This window comes from Bradyrhizobium sp. ma5 (assembly GCF_042258955.1).
Taxonomy (GTDB): Bacteria; Pseudomonadota; Alphaproteobacteria; order Rhizobiales; family Xanthobacteraceae; genus Bradyrhizobium.
Genome location: NZ_CP170156.1, coordinates 6,257,281 through 6,274,505, shown reverse-complemented (window position 1 = coordinate 6,274,505; position 17,225 = coordinate 6,257,281). Strand labels below are relative to the sequence as shown.

At 61.6% G+C, this 17,225-nt stretch carries 16 protein-coding genes and 1 pseudogene; 13 read left to right on the top strand and 4 right to left on the bottom strand.

What is annotated here, in order from left to right:
* Nucleotides 1–328: 328 nt before the first annotated feature.
* Nucleotides 329–637, top strand: a complete 309-nt coding sequence (locus tag ACE103_RS29475) for a transposase (RefSeq protein WP_375775907.1) — start codon at nucleotides 329–331, stop codon at nucleotides 635–637.
* 534 nt (nucleotides 638–1,171) lie between these two features.
* Nucleotides 1,172–1,498 carry a hypothetical protein gene (locus ACE103_RS29470; protein WP_375775906.1) on the top strand — a complete coding sequence of 109 codons (327 nt, stop codon included), beginning with the start codon at nucleotides 1,172–1,174 and terminating at the stop codon, nucleotides 1,496–1,498.
* On the opposite strand, the gene ACE103_RS29465 is transcribed toward ACE103_RS29470, so the two are convergent.
* Nucleotides 1,495–1,590 (bottom strand): hypothetical protein, encoded by a 96-nt coding sequence (locus ACE103_RS29465; protein WP_249788345.1) that lies wholly within the window; start codon nucleotides 1,588–1,590, stop codon nucleotides 1,495–1,497. The genes ACE103_RS29470 and ACE103_RS29465 overlap by 4 nt on opposite strands.
* A 100-nt stretch (nucleotides 1,591–1,690) precedes the next feature.
* Nucleotides 1,691–1,972, bottom strand: coding sequence for a hypothetical protein (locus ACE103_RS29460; protein ID WP_375775905.1), 282 nt, complete (start codon nucleotides 1,970–1,972; stop codon nucleotides 1,691–1,693).
* Between the two features lie 399 nt (nucleotides 1,973–2,371).
* On the opposite strand from ACE103_RS29460, the gene ACE103_RS29455 reads away from it, so the two are divergent.
* Both ACE103_RS29455 and ACE103_RS29450 read left to right on the top strand, forming a co-directional pair.
* Nucleotides 2,372–2,995, top strand: a complete 624-nt coding sequence (locus ACE103_RS29455; RefSeq protein ID WP_375775904.1) for a phosphatase PAP2 family protein — start codon at nucleotides 2,372–2,374, stop codon at nucleotides 2,993–2,995.
* A gap of 1,026 nt (nucleotides 2,996–4,021) precedes the next feature.
* Nucleotides 4,022–4,402, top strand: coding sequence for a DUF1330 domain-containing protein (locus ACE103_RS29450; protein WP_223970007.1), 381 nt, complete (start codon nucleotides 4,022–4,024; stop codon nucleotides 4,400–4,402).
* Nucleotides 4,403–5,928: 1,526 nt separating this feature from the next.
* Here ACE103_RS29450 and ACE103_RS29445 read toward each other — a convergent pair.
* The gene (locus ACE103_RS29445) at nucleotides 5,929–6,063 is read right to left on the bottom strand and encodes a hypothetical protein (RefSeq protein ID WP_263009980.1); all 135 of its coding nucleotides are present in this window, start codon (nucleotides 6,061–6,063) and stop codon (nucleotides 5,929–5,931) included.
* 318 nt (nucleotides 6,064–6,381) lie between these two features.
* Between ACE103_RS29445 and ACE103_RS29440 the strand changes: the two are divergent.
* The 9 genes and pseudogenes from ACE103_RS29440 to ACE103_RS29400 form a co-directional block, all read left to right on the top strand.
* Nucleotides 6,382–6,548: pseudogene (locus ACE103_RS29440) on the top strand (CoxG family protein); the annotation flags it as partial.
* A 250-nt stretch (nucleotides 6,549–6,798) separates the two neighbouring features.
* Nucleotides 6,799–7,992 (top strand): MHYT domain-containing protein, encoded by a 1,194-nt coding sequence (locus ACE103_RS29435; protein WP_375775903.1) that lies wholly within the window; start codon nucleotides 6,799–6,801, stop codon nucleotides 7,990–7,992.
* Between the two features lie 174 nt (nucleotides 7,993–8,166).
* Complete coding sequence (locus ACE103_RS29430) at nucleotides 8,167–9,030, top strand: FAD binding domain-containing protein (protein WP_375781207.1); 864 nt, start codon at nucleotides 8,167–8,169, stop codon at nucleotides 9,028–9,030.
* An 11-nt stretch (nucleotides 9,031–9,041) separates the two neighbouring features.
* Complete coding sequence (locus ACE103_RS29425; protein WP_375775902.1) at nucleotides 9,042–9,542, top strand: (2Fe-2S)-binding protein; 501 nt, start codon at nucleotides 9,042–9,044, stop codon at nucleotides 9,540–9,542.
* Nucleotides 9,539–11,965 carry an aerobic carbon-monoxide dehydrogenase large subunit gene (locus ACE103_RS29420; protein WP_375775901.1) on the top strand — a complete coding sequence of 809 codons (2,427 nt, stop codon included), beginning with the start codon at nucleotides 9,539–9,541 and terminating at the stop codon, nucleotides 11,963–11,965. The genes ACE103_RS29425 and ACE103_RS29420 overlap by 4 nt, the downstream gene beginning before the upstream one ends.
* Nucleotides 11,962–12,834, top strand: coding sequence for an AAA family ATPase (locus ACE103_RS29415; protein ID WP_375775900.1), 873 nt, complete (start codon nucleotides 11,962–11,964; stop codon nucleotides 12,832–12,834). The genes ACE103_RS29420 and ACE103_RS29415 overlap by 4 nt, the downstream gene beginning before the upstream one ends.
* Complete coding sequence (locus ACE103_RS29410) at nucleotides 12,831–14,039, top strand: VWA domain-containing protein (protein WP_375775899.1); 1,209 nt, start codon at nucleotides 12,831–12,833, stop codon at nucleotides 14,037–14,039. The genes ACE103_RS29415 and ACE103_RS29410 overlap by 4 nt, the downstream gene beginning before the upstream one ends.
* Complete coding sequence (locus ACE103_RS29405; protein ID WP_375775898.1) at nucleotides 14,039–14,875, top strand: XdhC family protein; 837 nt, start codon at nucleotides 14,039–14,041, stop codon at nucleotides 14,873–14,875. The genes ACE103_RS29410 and ACE103_RS29405 overlap by 1 nt, the downstream gene beginning before the upstream one ends.
* 14 nt (nucleotides 14,876–14,889) lie before the next feature.
* Nucleotides 14,890–15,375: a carbon monoxide dehydrogenase subunit G gene (locus ACE103_RS29400; protein WP_375775897.1), complete on the top strand. Its 486-nt coding sequence runs from the start codon at nucleotides 14,890–14,892 to the stop codon at nucleotides 15,373–15,375.
* A gap of 500 nt (nucleotides 15,376–15,875) precedes the next feature.
* Here the strand turns inward: ACE103_RS29400 and ACE103_RS29395 are convergent, their stop codons facing one another.
* Nucleotides 15,876–17,216: an LLM class flavin-dependent oxidoreductase gene (locus ACE103_RS29395; RefSeq protein ID WP_375775896.1), complete on the bottom strand. Its 1,341-nt coding sequence runs from the start codon at nucleotides 17,214–17,216 to the stop codon at nucleotides 15,876–15,878.
* Between the last annotated feature and the right edge of the window lie 9 nt (nucleotides 17,217–17,225).

Below are 17,225 nucleotides of genomic sequence, written 5' to 3'. Positions count from 1 at the left end.
GCTTCAAGTGCGAGCCTTGCCGCGAGATCATACTTCTGTTCACTGTCACACGCGATTTTGTTATCTCATCGCCGCTAGCTGCAACGGGGCAGCAACTTGCATGCCTGGAGCCAGCGCGTTGAGTTCGATACACTTCCGCTGGAGATCCAGCCCGTGCCCGTCGCCGTACTTTGGATTCTTGGTGTCGTGGCCCATCAACTCGTCCTTGAGCTCGCTTGGGGCCGCGACGCTTCGCAGGCGATCCTTGACAAGCGGCGCTGGCGCTCGGCTGCAACCTGGTCTGCCCTACAAGTCTGCTTTCTTCCTCCTAGATCGACTGCGGGAGGCAATGGCGGAGGAATTGAAGGGCCGCGTCATCGGTGGCCAAGGCAAAGCGGCTGAGGTGGATGGCCGTTATTTTGGCGGTCACGTAAAGCCAACAAGCCAGAAAGAATATCGCCGCGAGCGTCGATATGCCCGCAATCAAAATGGGAAATGGAAGGTCGTCGTCGTCATCAATGAGCGCTGCGGCAATTCGGTGCCAGCAGTGTTTGGCTCTGAAGGCCAAGCCCCCGCTTTCATCCGTGCCCGCATTGCGAAGGGGACTGTCGTTCATGCCGACGAAGTCGCTTCTTGGGATGAATCACAAACATTTTGAAACGAAACGAATCAACCGCCAAGAAGTTTACTCCTTTGATGGTGCCGCACCAATCAGGCCGAGCGGTATTTCAACCGCCCGCGTCCCTCTGAGATCGGCAAGATGGCAGGGCCCTCGATCATCTCAAACGAATCTCACTGCGCAATAACTGAGAGAACTACCTTTGGCTGTGATAACGAGCACGTATGAACAGTAGCAGGCTCGACATCACAGGGCCTGACAGTCCAGTGCCGAGGTAGTGCGGTCCCTTGCATGGACCTGCCGAAATATGGGCGAAGGTTTGGCGAGGGGGCTTCGAGTGTATGAGATAGCTCTGGCCGTGTTGATCCGGTCCGCAAAAGGGGCAGGGCGCGGAGCGTTCTCTGGGTGGAGGCGCTGTTCGTCAGACCTGCGACCCGTCCCCGGGGCTCCCGACGGACGCTGATCCAGTCCGCCGACTGCAAGCTAATTCAAGCGAGAGGCTGCAAACTTACCAATCTTCCTCGCGCCGTCCCAAAGTTCGACTGGCTGAGCATTAGTAGTCAAGTTTTGAGCTTGCTCACGCGCATCATCGTCATTGCTGCAGAACAGATCGACCCGCCACAATATGCGGTTGTCGGGACTGAGGATGTACGCCGTGTAACCGTGCATCGCGTGACCCTGAACGACCTGCCCTTGAACCAAGAACGTCGTCCACGCGGTATTGGTTCCAACGCTCCGGAAGAGGCGTTACGCCCCGAAACCGAGAAAACCCCGCCAGTTTCGGGCGCCCTCCGAGGACTTCGCTGGGTGCTCGATCTCGGCAAGTTGCTTCGGCTCTACCCCAATAACCTTGCTCCGACACCCTTCTTCAAGGACTCGGGAGATGACCTTGAAGGCTAGAGCTCCGGGATCGGACGTGCCGCGGTTAGCTTGCGGAGTCTGCCTTCACATGATGCTTCGGTGCGCCCGAGCTGCTGCGCGATCTCACGCATGTCTTTGCCTTGCGCGCGGAGTTCGAGGAGTTTGCATTCCTCTTCGGCACTCCAGCGCACAATTCTCCAGCCGCCTTCAACGTGACGCATAGGCGCACGCTTATTTTACTTCGCCTGTAGTCGGCGTGTTCTCTGGATTCTGCGCCCCGCCAGACTTCGGGATCACGGTGTCCTTCATGTTGGTGGGAGGCATGTTGGGCAGCACCTCGACCTTGTTCTCCGGCTTGAGCGCGGCGCAGTCCATGCCATAGATGAGCTCACCCTTGGCAGACTGGCCGATAGGCTTGCAGGCTTGCAGGGCAGAGGGGTCGACCCCCTTATCATCGGCCAGCGCTGGTGACACGAGCAGCGCAAGCGATAGCGCGATCGAAATGCGTAACATGGGCTCCTCCGGCAATTATTAATTGTACCGGTGGCGTAACCAGTACCGAAGCGACTAGTTCCATGATCCCCTAACGGTGCCGCGAAGAAGCGCTCGCAATTGAAGAAACCCGCTTACCAGGCACAATAAAATGGTGGCTAGTTCAGGCCTGTCCAAAAATCGGCGCGAAGAGGTTTACGGGCGTTCGTCGCGAGAAATTACAGCCTGACGTCGCGGGCAACAACGCCTTCGTCGACAACATGCCCCGCCGCACATTACGACTGTGCAAAGCATGGATGCGTGTCCCAGTTAAGCGACTAGTAAAACCCAAGACCGCTCTCCTGACGCTCCCGGCACGGGCATTAGGACCCAGGTCGAAGCTGGCGCGTTGGGCTAAATGGAGATCCGGCTTTGAGAACCATGCCTACGACCGCGCGCATTAGAGCAAGCTGCATTCGAGGCGCACCAATTTTCCCGATAACCGTTCGTCCGACGGCGGCGGATGCCGCAATCGCGCACGTGATCAGCCGCAACACCGCGCCCGCACCCGAAGCAATCGCGCGCGGGCTGACCTGGGGCGCTGACGAAAAGGTTCTACTTGTTCTCGCCGCCGCCGGCTGGATCGCCTCGCGCGGACACGATACCTCGCTGCAGCGCGCCGGCAATCACGCGCTGTTGGTGACGGTCGCGGCGTCGCTCCTGCCGCACGGTCTTAAATTGCTGTTCAACCAGACCCGCCCAGACCGCCTGACTGTGGTCGGCCACGCCCACGGTATCTCCGTTTCGGGCAACCGTGAGGACGCATTTCCATCCGGCCACGCGCTGCACATGGGTGCGCTGGCTTCAGCGGCAGGAACGCTGCCCGCCGGCGCACGCCGCGCAACACAGGCAGTAGCCGTCGCTCTTTCCGTGACGCGGGTTTTGGTTCTCGCACACTGGTCGAGCGACGTGGTCGCAGGATTCGCGCTCGGAGCAGTTCTCGAGCGACTGCTGCGATTCTGGACCGGCTATCCGATGGTTGGCCCGCGGTGGAGCAAGACGTGATAACCGAATACGTCCTCCGCTGTCCACAGGGCGGAGCCGTGGCATTGACGTCCGCGACGCTGGGAGACTTCTGCGCCCGACGAGCTTCGCCGGTCTGCTCGGAGCGACGCCGTCCGTTGCGCTGGCGACGCTCGGCATCACCGTGTACCGGCATCTGCTTGACTACCGGTGGCTCTCGCCTCGCAGAACCGATGCGCAGGAAGTGCGATGATCTGACTGAAGTCATGATCCAGTCTGGCCACTGGATGATGCAGGAATGCCCGGTTGCAGTGAACAGTGCACTTGCGAAATGGCTGGGAGGGTAGTTGCCAGAACGTCTGGATATCGTGACGGACGATCGATCTGACGCCCAACGCTCGCGTTTGCTAGCGCCACATGAGGTGCTCATATCTCGGATCAGGCGCTCTCAAATGAAACAAGAAAGCTTCTGGACGACTACATTGGCATGCGGGTGATTGGATCGCCGTAGCGGCGCTCTACCATATACCCCGTATCCCCGTATCACCATGCGAGGGGCCGGGTCGCTGCATTGCTTCCAATCAGACAAAGAGATTGAAGAAGAAGTTTTTCAAGGCGTGGACGCACGCTACGACAGGGAAGGCAATCTCGGGCCGGGTCGCGATCACAGCCTGACGACCCAACTCATCGGCGCACAAAGTTTGCTCGCTAACGTTAGCGCGGCAAATGGTTCAGAAGGACAGGAGCGTCCTTCGCGAGAGCCGGCAATCAATCTCGTGCGCACTAATGGAAGATAGCAGATACTAGTTGCGACAATCCATGTCGAATAATCGGATCGAGCACCTTTGCGCCTATTCGAACTTGCCGTTGTCAATCGAACGGCAGCGCAGCATGAGTCTGCTTTTGACCCTTAGCGGCCGTTACGTCCGCGTGACTACCACGCAGCTACCATGTTGCGCTTCTATGGACACTGGGTGCCAAGCCTAACCCTACATTGCCCACTACACGGTCTCGAATAGCAGTACTATTGGCCGCCGGATTATCGGCAAGGCAACCCGGGAGTCAGTCATGAAAGCTTACGCAATGGCATTGCTCGCAGGTGTCACCATCGGGGCCATCGCAGTCCAGGGCCTCCACGCTCAAGGAACCAAATTGAAAGCGTACACGGTCAGCGAAGTTGAAGTCCTCGACCCCGCAGCCCAAGCCGCATACCTGCCGGCCGCCCGGAAGGCGATTGAGGCGGCCCATGGTCGAGCCTTACGCACCGCAGCGGGACGGGTGGTTCAAATTGAGGGCGCGTCGCCTCCCAAGAGTGCGGCCATCGTCGAATGGGACAGCATGGATGACGCCGTAGCATTCTACAAGTCGAAGGCCTGGTCGGATCTTGCACCCCAGCGAGACAAGGCAACCAAGGTCATACGACGTTACGTCGTCGAAACCGAAAAGTAGCCTGTTGCGCAAATATCGTTGCCGATTTCCACCGCGCAACGTGCGCCCCCGGCGGGCGGGATTGAGGGCTAACGCTGAAGGCGGCGGGCTACGCTAGCGGCCCGCCGTTAGCCGCCTCCTTGATTGCTTTTGCGGTGTGCTGGGTCTCCTTTTGGCCCATCGCTTCCGGTGACGTGCTGCAGCTAGTTATCTCCTGATGGGAACGGACCGGAAGTCCGTCGCTGATCGCCGCGATTGACCCGACACGGGCATTGGGGCGCCGTGGTTTGCTTTCCCAAGCCGTTCATCAGTATTAAATTTCACCGAAACCGTTCCGCCAACGGCGATCGAAGGAAACTATTGCTGGATTGTCGGTTGAAGTTCCGGGAACAACGGAGGCTTCGGAAATGAAGAAAGCAGCATTGGCGTTCGTGACCGCTGCCACCATCGGTGTCTCTGCCTTGGTGGCCCCATCGCCAGCCCAAGCGTGGCGCGGTGGCGGCTGGGGCGCTGGACTTGCGGCCGGACTAATCGGAGCGGCGGTGGTTGGTGGCATAGCCTCCAGTGCCTACGCCTATGGCCCAGGTTACGGCTACTACGGCGGACCGGGTTATGGCTATTACGGGGGTTACGCCCCAGCGTATTACGGCGGCTATGCACCGGCATACTACAATTATGGCTACGCCCCCGCATATTACGGCGGATACCGGTCGTACTACGCTCGTCCAGTGTACCGGCGCGTTATTCGCCCCGCATACGCTTACGGCCCCAGGTACTATCGCGGGTATGGCTATCGCTGGTGATCGCCAGCGGCGACCGAAGTCTGGCCAACGAACGTCGCGGGCGGACGCGCCCAGTGTCGTGCCGCGGTTGCTTGAGTGTTTGCGCGGCCGGCCAGTCGCCACTACCGGGAGAATTATCTTTGCTGTCAGAGCCTGTCTTTCGTGTCCGGGATTCGAAGATATCCGGCGGCGGCCCTGGCGGACGTGCATCGGAATTTTGTTGTTCGGCAGGTTGGTCTTGAGCCTTCGGCCGTTGCCCGCGGCGCGACTATTGTGGTGCGTCTCCCACCCGAGGCACTTCACCTCAGGTTAGCGTTAGCACGGCGACGGCTTCTGCCGTTTTTTGGCAACGGTCCACAAGACGAAGGTCGTAGCTTCGCCTCATTCTGAGATTGGCAAAGTAGCAAGTCAGCGCGGGGCAGGCGCGCGGGCGACTGCGCCCGGAGTGAAGCGCTTGCACCGCCAGCCGCGATCGCGCTCCTCCGGCTGCGCGTCGCGTTGCAACCGCCGCTTTTCGCTACCGTTCTCCGTTGAATAGCGCAACGCGCGGCGTAGCGTAGGGGAGCGCCAGGCTGGCCCGCCGCCCAGCGAGGCGTTGCCCCGGCTCGGCCGCCCGCGGCCCCCAGCCAGCCGGGCTGGGGCAGCCGGCGTTTTGACCCACTTCTTGCGTAGAAAGCTGCCTCCACGCGCGAGCTCGAGTTCACAGAACTGTGTCGGCTCCGCAACGTCACGACAGTTCCTTTTGTGGATAGACTTGTTTGGACTTCACGGGGTTGCCAATTCATCGTTTAAGAATGCCGGACCTGCGGCGGCGATTTTATTTCCAAGACGTTCATTTGAGATCGGGTCTAAGAGGCCGCTGTCGGCGGCCAGCGGCCTCTTCATTTCTTTCTTTTTCATTGCAGGAGGAATACTCCAATGCCAATCCAGGCGTGGGCGCTAGCCACTTCGATCGGCTGGACAGCTGTTGTGGGCACGATGCTGATCTATAGGATTTTCGCACCGAGCTAATGTAGTCAGCGCGGAGATTCAGTGCGCAACGCCGCCCGCTTAAAATACACACGGGCAGCGTTGGCTCTGACCCCAGGATGTAAAGTGCAAAATCCTGAGGGATAGAATACTGCGCAGGCGCGCAATCGTTTCTTACCCCTGAGGGGGAGCTCGCTGATCGTTGTTTCTAGGAACGAATGGATACGGCAAGAGTGCTCACCACCCGGCCCGCCCAATGGCTACCGGATCTCTGGGGAAGGCTCTGGCGGCATTGCTGGCTTTGCCAAGGACGGGGCCACAGTGAGACTTGCATCGGATGGCCCAGATGCGACCATCCTCACCTATGAGGTCGATGCGCAGATTGGGGGAAGCTCGCCCAGCTCGGTGGGCGTCTGCGGTGACCGCATCGTGCCGGACGACCCGAACACGAGATCGCTATCATCCCCAAGGGCACTCGTTCGCAGACTGACAAGGAAATTGCACAAAGCTTTTCAGTCAGCCCATAGCAAGGACGCCGACAACTCCGAACATGGCGAACGCCGACTTTGGCGGCCAACAATCTGCGGATTGTCATCTATTGTGTGCGCCGTGTAAGCTTGCGGCGGGAGGAGGCTTGTCCGTGACGACGGGTGAGCTGAGACGATCATGTTCGAAGGACACGATCCTTATCTCGTCGCGCTCTCGGTGGCGATCGCGATCTTGGGAGGCTATACGGGCTTCGGCCTCGCTGCGCGCATCCGGGGGACGCCGGATGCAGGGCATCGCCTTCTGCTCGCGGGCGCAGCATTTTTCCTCGCCGTCGGCATCTGGACGATGCATTTTGTCGGCATGCTGGCCGCACCATTGCCGCTGGGCACTGTCTATCTGGTGTTGCCGACCATCATCTCCTTTTTGATCTGTGCCCTCGTGGTCGGCATATCGCTATTCTTCGTTAGCGTCGGCGAGCCGTCGATGGTTCGCGTTGCGTCGTCGGCCGTGTTGCTAGGGCTCGGCATTGCCAGCATGCACTATGTCGGCATGCACGGGCTGTCCGGCGACTTCGCGATGAGGCACGCTCCGGAACTGGTTGTGCTCTCGGTCGCGATCGCGATCGCCGCGGCCTATGGTGGCTTGCGCGCATTTCTGGCGCGGCACGGGGGCGTCCAGTTGATCTTGAGTGCGGTGGCCTTCGGCGTTGCCGTCTCCGGGATGCACTACACGGCAATGGCCGGTATGCAGATCACTCCATCTGGCGGCGGGGCTCATTACCACATGGATGGATTGGCAGCGTCGTCGCAGATGCTCTCGCTGGTCGTGACGCTGCTGTGCTTCGTTATTGCCGCGGGCTTCTTGCTCTCGCTAGTGCCTGATCCGCGCAAGGCGGCTGTCGCGATTGCCGGCACCGGGGCAGGCTCCAGTTCTGCCGAACCGGCGGGTGCCGGCCTTGTTCAGGCCGACCCGCCGCTTCGGCCTACCCCCTTGGGTGGAATTGGTCAGCCGCCCCGAGCCCCGCCGGTAGCTCGGCTGCCTGTAGAAGGGGCGGACGGCACCCACTTCATCGATGCCGCAGACATTCGCAGCGTAAGAGCGGATGCACACTACACCAAGGTGCATGACGGGACCCGGGAGAGGATGTGTCCCTGGTCGATCTCGGAGGCCGAGGCGCTACTCGATCCCCGCCTGTTTCTGCGTGTGCACCGCAGCCATATCGTGGCGATTCCGCACGTCGCCCTGGTCCGGAAGGAGGGCGATGGCGCGGTCATTGAACTGGACGGTCCGTCGCCGCATCGCGTTCCGGTGAGCCGAGCCAAGATCGCCGAGGTGAAGGCGCGGCTCGGGCTCGCGCGGCGGACCGCCTGAATGCATCCTGACCCGATGGGACGCCAACGCTGACGCATTTCGTGCGCGTCCGACGGCATTTCGTGCGAATTTTGCGCACCAGTGCCGTTGCTATTGCAGGTGAATCCACGCCTAGGCCAGCCTTCCTCCAACGTCCGCCCGGGCCTAAGGCCGCAAGACGACATGGAGGAAATGATGATTCCCGGCTCGTTCAGCTATCACCGCCCGGCGACGCTGGCTGAAGCGGTGAAACTGCTTTCGACACTTGGCGACGAGGTTCGTCCCCTGGCTGGTGGCCACAGCCTGGTACCGATGATGAAGTTACGGCTGGCGGCTCCCGAGCATCTGGTCGACCTGCACGAAATCGCCGACCTGAAAGGCGTCCGTCGTGACGGTGACAAGGTCTTGATCGGGGCCATGACCACCCAGCACGAATTGCTTGCCTCGGCCGAGATCGCACATTCCGTCCCCATTCTGCATGAAGCCGCGCTTCTGATCGCTGATCCTCAAGTCCGGTATCGTGGCACCGTGGGCGGCAATGTCGCCAATGGTGACCCGGGCAACGACATGCCGGCGCTGATGATGACGCTTGGGGCGACCTATCATCTCGAAGGGCCGCATGGCGGTCGTGAGGTTGCAGCTGTCGATTACTATCAGGGGGCCTATTTCACCGCGATCGAGCCGGGTGAGCTGCTGGCCTCGATCTCCATCCCGATCCCGCCGGCCGGTCACGGTTACGCTTACGAGAAGTTGAAGCGGAAGGTCGGGGACTACGCCACGGCTGCCGCGGCGGTGGTGCTCACGATGTCAGGCGCCAAGGTTGCGACCTGCACGATCGGACTGACCAATCTTTCGGAAACGCCGCTGCTGGCCGATGCCGCCGCTCAGGCGGTGATCGGCACCAGCCTCGACGCAGCCACGCTCGGGAAGGCTGCGGCCGCGGCGGAGGCGATCATGGCCCCAGCCGCCGATGCGCGCGGGCCTGTCGAATACCGCAAGCACGTTGGCGGCATCATGGTGATGCGGGCGCTGCAGCGCGCCGCCGCCGATGCGGCCTGAGGAGGGACAAGATGGCAAAGACGCATATCACGATGCAGGTGAACGGCGCCGAGGTCGAAGGCCTCGTCGAGCCACGCACCCTGCTGGTGCACTTCATCCGCGAGAACCTGCAGATGACCGGCACCCATATTGGCTGCGAGACCACGCATTGCGGCGCGTGCACGGTCGATATCGACGGCATGTCGGTGAAGTCCTGCACCATGTTTGCGGTACAGGCCAATAACTCCGACATCACCACGATCGAGGGTATGGCGAACTCCGACGGCTCGCTCTCGGCGTTGCAGGAAGGCTTCCGCATGATGCACGGTCTGCAATGCGGCTTCTGCACGCCGGGCATGATCGTGCGCGCGCACCGGCTGCTGAAGGAGAATCCTTCGCCGACGGAGCAGGAGATCCGGATGGGCATCTCCGGCAATATCTGCCGCTGCACCGGCTACCAGAACATCGTCAAAGCCATTCAATATGCCGCAGCGAAGGTCAACGGTGTGGAATTCCGGGAGGCCGCAGAATGAACGATATGGCTCCCACGCGGGAACAGCGCACTGCCGCGCTCGAAGGTATGGGCTGCAAGCGTAAACGGGTCGAAGACATCCGCTTCACGCAGGGCAAGGGCAATTACGTCGACGATGTGAAGCTGCCGGGCATGTTGCATGGCGACTTCGTGCGCTCGCCGCATCCGCACGCGCGCGTCAGGGCGATCGATGATTCCGAGGCGTTGAAGGTACCTGGTGTGCTCGCGGTGATCACCGCCGAGACGTTGAAGACAGTGAATCTGGCCTGGATGCCAACCCTGGCGGGTGACGTGCAGATGGTGCTGGCCGACGGCAAGGTGCTGTTCCAGAACCAGGAGGTGGCCTTCGTCGTCGCGACGGACCGCTATGCTGCCGATGACGGCATCAACAAGGTCAAGGTCGAGTACGAACCGCTACCGCCGCTGATCGATCCGTTCAAGGCAATGGACGCAGACGCGCCGGTGTTGCGCGAAGATCTCGCCGGCAAGACCACCGGCGCCCACGGCCCGCGCAAGCACCACAATCACATTTTCGAATGGACCGTTGGCGACAAGGACCTGACGGACGCCGCCTTCAAGAAGGCCGACGTCACGATCAAGGAGATGATCTCCTACCATCGCACCCATCCGTCGCCACTCGAGACCTGCCAGTGCGTCTGCTCCTTCGACAAGATCAAGGGCGAACTGACGATCTGGGGCACTTTCCAGGCGCCGCATGTGATCCGCACCGTCGTGGCGTTGATCGCGAAGATCCCCGAGCAGAAGATTCACGTCATCGCGCCTGACATCGGCGGCGGCTTCGGCAACAAGGTCGGGGCCTATCCGGGCTATATCTGCGCCGCGGTCGCCTCCATCGTCACCGGCAGGCCGGTGAAATGGGTTGAAGATCGCATCGAGAACCTGACCGCGACGTCGTTCGCGCGCGACTATCACATGACGACGGAAATCGCCGCGACCAAGGAGGGCAAGGTTACGGGGTTGCGCGTCCACGTGCTGGCCGATCACGGTGCCTTCGATGCCTGCGCCGATCCGTCGAAATGGCCGGCCGGCTTCTTCAATATCGTCACCGGATCATACGACTTCCCGACCGCGCATCTTGCGGTCGACGGCGTATACACCAACAAGGCGCCGGGCGGCGTCGCCTATCGCTGTTCGTTCCGCGTCACGGAGGCCGCCTACTGCATCGAGCGTGCAATGGATATCCTGGCGCAGAAGCTCGGCATGGATCCGGCGGAGCTTCGCTTGAAGAACTTCATCAAGGCGGAGCAGTTCCCGTATCACTCAGCGCTTGGTTGGGAATACGATTCCGGCGACTACGGCACCGCCATGCGAAAGGCGATGGAGACGGTGAAATACGCCGAGCTCCGCAAGGAGCAGGAGCAGATGCGCGCCGCCTTCAGGCGGGGCGAGACCCGCGAGATCATGGGCATCGGTGTTTCGTTCTTCACCGAAATTGTCGGCGCCGGTCCATCGAAGAATTGCGACATCCTGGGGATTGCGATGTTCGACTCCTGCGAGATCCGCATGCATCCGACCGGTACGGGCATCGCGCGGATGGGCACCAAGAGCCAGGGCCAGGGCCACGAGACGACATGGGCGCAGATCATCGCGACCGAGATCGGCATCCCCGCCGACAACATCATGGTGGAGGAAGGCAACACGGACACCGCGCCTTATGGGCTCGGTACCTACGGCTCGCGCTCGACGCCGGTCGCGGGTGCCGCGATCGCGATGGCCGCGCGAAAGATCCGAGCCAAAGCGCAGATGATCGCCGCCTACAAGCTCGAGGTTCACGAGGACGATCTCGAATGGGACATCGACGGCTTCCGCGTCAAGGGCTTGCCCGAGAAGCTCATGTCGATGAAGGATATCTGCTGGGCGGCGTACAATTCGGTGCCGCCCGGAATGGAGCCGGGACTGGAGGCGGTCAGCTACTATGATCCGCCCAACATGACTTATCCGTTCGGTGCCTACATCTGCGTGATGACCATCGATGTCGATACTGGTGTCTACAAGGTCGGACGCTTTTATGCGCTCGACGATTGCGGCACACGCATCAATCCGATGATCATCGAAGGCCAGGTGCATGGCGGCCTCACCGAGGCGTTCGCCATCGCGATGGGCCAGGAGATCCGCTACGACGCGGAAGGCAACGTCGTCACCGGCTCGTTCATGGATTTCTTCATGCCGACCGCGGTCGAGACCCCGCATTGGGAAACGGATTTTACGGTCACCCCATCGCCGCACCATCCGATCGGCGCCAAGGGTGTCGGCGAAAGCCCGAATGTCGGCGGCGTGCCGGCGTTTTCCAACGCGGTCAACGATGCGTTTTCGTTCCTCGGCTCGACACACATCCAGATGCCGCATGATTTCTGGCGGAACTGGGCGGCGGCGAAGAGCCTCGGCGTGTTCGCTTCGGCATGAAGACCCGTGACGAGATCGCGCGCGCTCTTGGCGACGCCGGCTACGTCGCCGACGGCGAGCTCGCGGTTGCGATCGCACTCATGCAACAATTGCGGCGTCCGCTGCTGCTGGAGGGTGAGGCGGGCGTCGGCAAGACCGAGGTGGCCAAGGCTCTGGCCATTATTCACGGTACGGAGTTGATCCGCCTGCAGTGTTACGAAGGGCTGGACCAGTCGGCGGCGCTCTACGAGTGGAACTACCAGCGGCAGTTGCTGTCGATCCAGGCGCACCGGGGTTCCGACACAGATGCGGTTGAGGATCAGATATTCTCCGAGAAATATCTCCTGGAGCGACCGTTGCTCGCGGCGATCCGCCGGGAGAGACCGCCGGTCTTGCTGATCGACGAGATCGATCGCGCCGACGACGAATTCGAGGCATTTCTCCTTGAGTTGCTGTCCGATTTCCAGGTCACGATACCCGAACTCGGCACGATCAGGGCGACTGCAATACCTCTTGTCGTGCTGACGTCGAACGGTACGCGCGAGCTCTCGGACGCGCTGCGTCGCCGTTGTCTGTATCACTATGTCGACTACCCCGATGTCGACCGCGAAGCGCGCATCATCACGGCGCGGGTCGAAGGCACCTCCGCCTCGCTGGCGTTGCAGATCGCGCGCATGGTCGAGTCCATCCGGAAGGAGGAGTTGCGCAAGGTGCCCGGGGTCGCCGAGACGCTGGATTGGGCCGCTGCATTGGTCGGGCTCGAGGTGCAGGATCTGCACGATGCGCCCGAAACGGTACACGAAACCCTGATGTGCCTGCTCAAGACGCAGGAAGATAAGGCGCGGGTCTCGCGCGAGGTCACGCAACGCTTGCTGGGAAGGGTCGCATGAGCTGCTGCGGCGCATCGCCTGACTTCGATGACGTCAGAGAGGTATCTCGTCTTGTCTCGCGCAAGCTCGCGGCGTTTCTGCGGACCCTGCGGGATAGCGGCTTCGCCGTCGGCCTTGCCGAGGGCCAGGATGCTGCAACCCTGATGGCTGTGGGCTACGCGGCGCGGCCGGGTCTGCTGCGTTCGGCGCTCAAGCATCTGTTTTCGACGCGCAAGGCCGATTGGGACAGGTTCGATGGAATTTTTGATGCGTTCTGGCTCGGCAAGCGGGTGCGGTCACGCTCAATCACGACGGGTGCCTCGAAACCCGCCAACAATCCGTCACTGAAAAATCTGAACCAACCCGCGGAGACGCGAACCAGTGCCGAGTCGGCAATGGATCAAGTGCCATCGGTCGACGGAGCAGACAATGAGCGGTCGGGCGATGGACGCATGGAAGGTGCGTCGCGCGCGGACAATCTCGCCGAGGTTGATTTCCGCAATCTGGCTGATCCGCAGCAGGTTGAGATGGCTCATCTCGCGGCGGCGCAGCTGGCGCGCGTAATGCGCACGCGGCTGACGCGGCGCGATCTGGCTCGTCGCCGCGGCTATCGTCTGGATCTGCGTCGCACGATTCACGGCAACATCAGTCACGGTGGCGTACCGCTCAGACTGGTGAGACGGCAGCGCAAGCCCAAGCCCTTGCGGCTGGTGGTCCTGCTCGATGCCTCCGGCTCGATGAGCATGTATACCGGTGTTTTTCTCCGCTTCATCCATGGCGTGCTCGACGAATTTCGTGAAGCCGAGGCGTTCCTGTTCCATACCAGGCTGGCTCACGTCTCGGGCGCGATGAAGGAGAGGGATGCCGGCCGCGCCCTTGACCGGCTTTCGATCGTGGCGCAGGGAGCTGGTGGCGGCACCAGGATCGGTGAGTGCCTGCAGACATTCAATCGTTGGCACGCCGCACGGGTAGTTCATTCGCGCACCTGTGTGATGATCGTTTCCGATGGTTACGAGACGGGCGACGCCGCGTTGCTCGGTCTGGAGATGGCGGCACTCCATCGGCGCTGTCGCCGGATCGCCTGGCTCAACCCGATGATGGGATGGCAGGGTTACGCGCCCGAAGCGCGCGGCATCAAGGCGGCCCTGCCGCATGTCGATCTCTATGCGCCGGCCAACACGCTTGCGAGCTTGACAGCACTCGAGCCCTATCTGGCGAGGCTTTGATGGGCGTGCATGTCGAGATCATGGACCTGGTCGCGCAGATGAAGGCCGCCGAGCAGGCCTTCGTGTTGGCGACCGTCGTTCGCACGGTCTCCGTGACCGCGGCCAAGGCGGGGGCGAAGGCCATCATCCGCCCGGACGGCACGATTGTGGCGGGCTGGATCGGAGGAGGGTGCGCCAGAGGAGCGGTCCTGAGGGCGGCGCGCGAGGCGTTGATCGATGGCGAGCCGCGCATGGTCTCGGTGCAGCCAGAGAATCTACTCGCCGAACTCGGCGTGAAGGCTGGCGAGAGCAAGGACGGGGTCCGCTTCGCCTCGAACATGTGCCCGAGCAAGGGCACGATGGATATTTTCGTGGAACCGGTCCTGCCGAATCCCTCGCTGATAATCCTGGGCGCAAGTCCGGTCGCGCTTTCGCTCGCCGGCCAGGCACGCCAGCTCGGCTATCACGTGACGCTTGCCGCGCCATCGTCCGACGTTTTTGTCCCGCCAGATGCTGACGTGATCCTCGACGGTTTCGAACCGAAAGATCTCCATCAGGCTCGTCGCTTCGTCGTGGTGTCAACCCAGGGCAAGGGTGACGAGATCGCGCTGAAGATGGCGGTCGCGATCGATGCTACCTACCACGCCTTCGTCGGCAGCAAGCGCAAGATGGCGGCACTACGCGACAAGTTAGTTGCTGACGGTCTCGAACCTGCCGTGATCGATCGCGTGAAGGCGCCGGCCGGGCTCGATCTCGGCGCCATCACGCCAGAGGAAATAGCTATGTCGATCCTCGCCGAAATCACCATCGAGCGCCGCCGTGGCCAGCGTTCCACCGGTTCCATAGCAGGGGGCTAAGCAGCAACATGCAGATGAACGACAGCCAGCGTATCGCAGCCTCAGAAGAACAGGTGTGGGCCGCGCTCAACGATCCCGAAATTCTGAAACGGTGCATTCCCGGCTGTCAGTCGCTCGAGATGACCTCACCCACCGAAATGACCGCCACGGTCGTGCTCCAGATCGGGCCGGTGAAAGCGACCTTCGGTGGCAAAGTGATTTTGTCGGACATTGATCCGCCCAATGGCTACCGGATCTCAGGGGAAGGCTCTGGCGGCATTGCTGGCTTTGCCAAGGGCGGGGCGACAGTGAGACTTGCAGCGGATGGCCCAGATGCGACCATCCTCACCTATGAGGTCGATGCGCAGATAGGGGGGAAGCTCGCCCAGCTCGGTGGGCGTCTGATCGATTCCACAGCCAGGAAGCTGGCAAGCCAATTCTTTGCCGCCTTCGGCGAAGCGGTCGGCAACGTTGCAGTACCCGATGCTTCAGACGTCCTTCAATCTGCGCGCTCCGCATGATTGCGGGTGGCAGGCTCTGTGCCGCCGAAAGGCGGAATTCCAGGCTCGAGTGGTAGTCCAGACGGTTGGTCTTGGTCCCGAAATGTCGAAAATGGCTTGTCTTTCATCAGGAAGCCACTTCGCGAGTCGAGCCGCCCTCGGAGAAGAAACCACGATTCCGAGCATAGCCGGTTTAGACACGCGACTTGCCCCCCCGAAGTTTCATCTCATCTTATGGCCCGTCTGAGCTGCTCCAACTCGTATCGGGCCATTCCGACACGAGGAAATCCAGTTGCAGGTTCAACATCGGTTCAACAGGACGCTTGTCGGAATGGTCGTCGATTTTGTTGCCAAAACATGCGTCTCTTAATCAGCGGGTCCCAGGTTCGAGCCCTGGTGCGCCCACCACGGAAAAGACCTTCTTTTCCAGTACCTTCGCAGGATCGCAGTCGCGGTCGAGCGCCAAACGCGTTTCGTCGCCGATTTTCTCCGATTTGCTTCACTTGGCGAACGTCAGGCGATCATGCGATCGCTTGAATCGAGCTGGAGAAGACGCTCGGCGGCCGGTGCAGGCCATAATGGTCGCGCAGTGTCGTGCCGGCGTAGTCATCGCGGAACAGGCCGCGCTTGCGCAGGATCGGGACGACCTGCTCGGCAAAGACGTCGAACCCACCGGGCAGCCAGGGCGGCATGACGTTGAAGCCGTCGGCGGCGCCGTTCTCGAACCAGGTCTGGATGTTGTCGGCGATCTTCTCCGGCGGCCCTGCAATCACCCAGTGGCCGCGCGCACCGGCCAGGCGCTGGACGAGCTGGCAGATCGTCGGCTGCTCGCGATCGACGATGTCGACCACCAGCTTGAAGCGGCTCGCCACGCCGCGCGCACCTGTCGTGTCGATCAGATGGCGTGGGAACGGACCGTCGAGGTCGAAGCCGGAGAGATCGAGCCCGATCATCTGGCGCAGCTGGGTCAGCGAATATTCCGGCTGGATCAGTTCATTGAACTCGTCCTGCAGCCGATCCGCTTCGGCTTGCGTACTGGCGATGAAGGGACTGATGCCCGGCAGGACCTTGATCTGATCGGGACTGCGATCGAAGGCACGGGCTTGCCGCTTGATATCGGCGTAGAACTCCTGGGCGCTCGCCAGGGTCTGATGTGCCGTGAAGATGGCTTCGGCAAAGCGCGCGGCAAAGGCGCGGCCGTCGTCGGACGAGCCGGCCTGCACGTAGACCGGCCGTCCCTGCGGTGTCCGCGATATATTGAGGGGACCGCGGACGCGAAAGTGCTTTCCGGCGTGATTGACGGCGTGGATCTTGTCGGTATCGGCGAAGACGCCCGAGACGGGATCGTTGATCAGTGCGTCGTCTTCCCAGCTGTCCCACAGCCTGGTGATGACATCGAGATATTCGCGCGCGCGCTCGTAGCGTTCATGATGCGGAGGATGTTCGGGCAGGCCGAAGTTCTGCGCCGCCTGCGCCGTGCTCGTCGTCACGATGTTCCAGCCGGCCCGGCCGCCGCTGAGATGATCGAGCGAGGCGAACAGACGCGCCAGATTGTAAGGCTCGGTGTAGGTCGTCGACGCGGTCGCGATCAGGCCGATGCGACGGGTGGCGACCGCGATGGCGGCAAGCCAGGTGATCGGCTCGAAGCGGAAGCGCTGCGCATAACGGACATTGTCGGCGAGCGCCGGCCCATCGGCAAAGAAGATCGCGTCGAACTTGTACGCCTCGGCCTTCTGCGCCAGCTCCTGATAGTAGGTGACGTCGAGGATCCGCTCGGCAGCCGAGCCCTTGTAGCGCCAGGCCGCTTCGTGATGGCCACCCGGATAGATGAAGAGATTGAGAGAAAGCTGTCGATCGCTCATGCCTGCGGC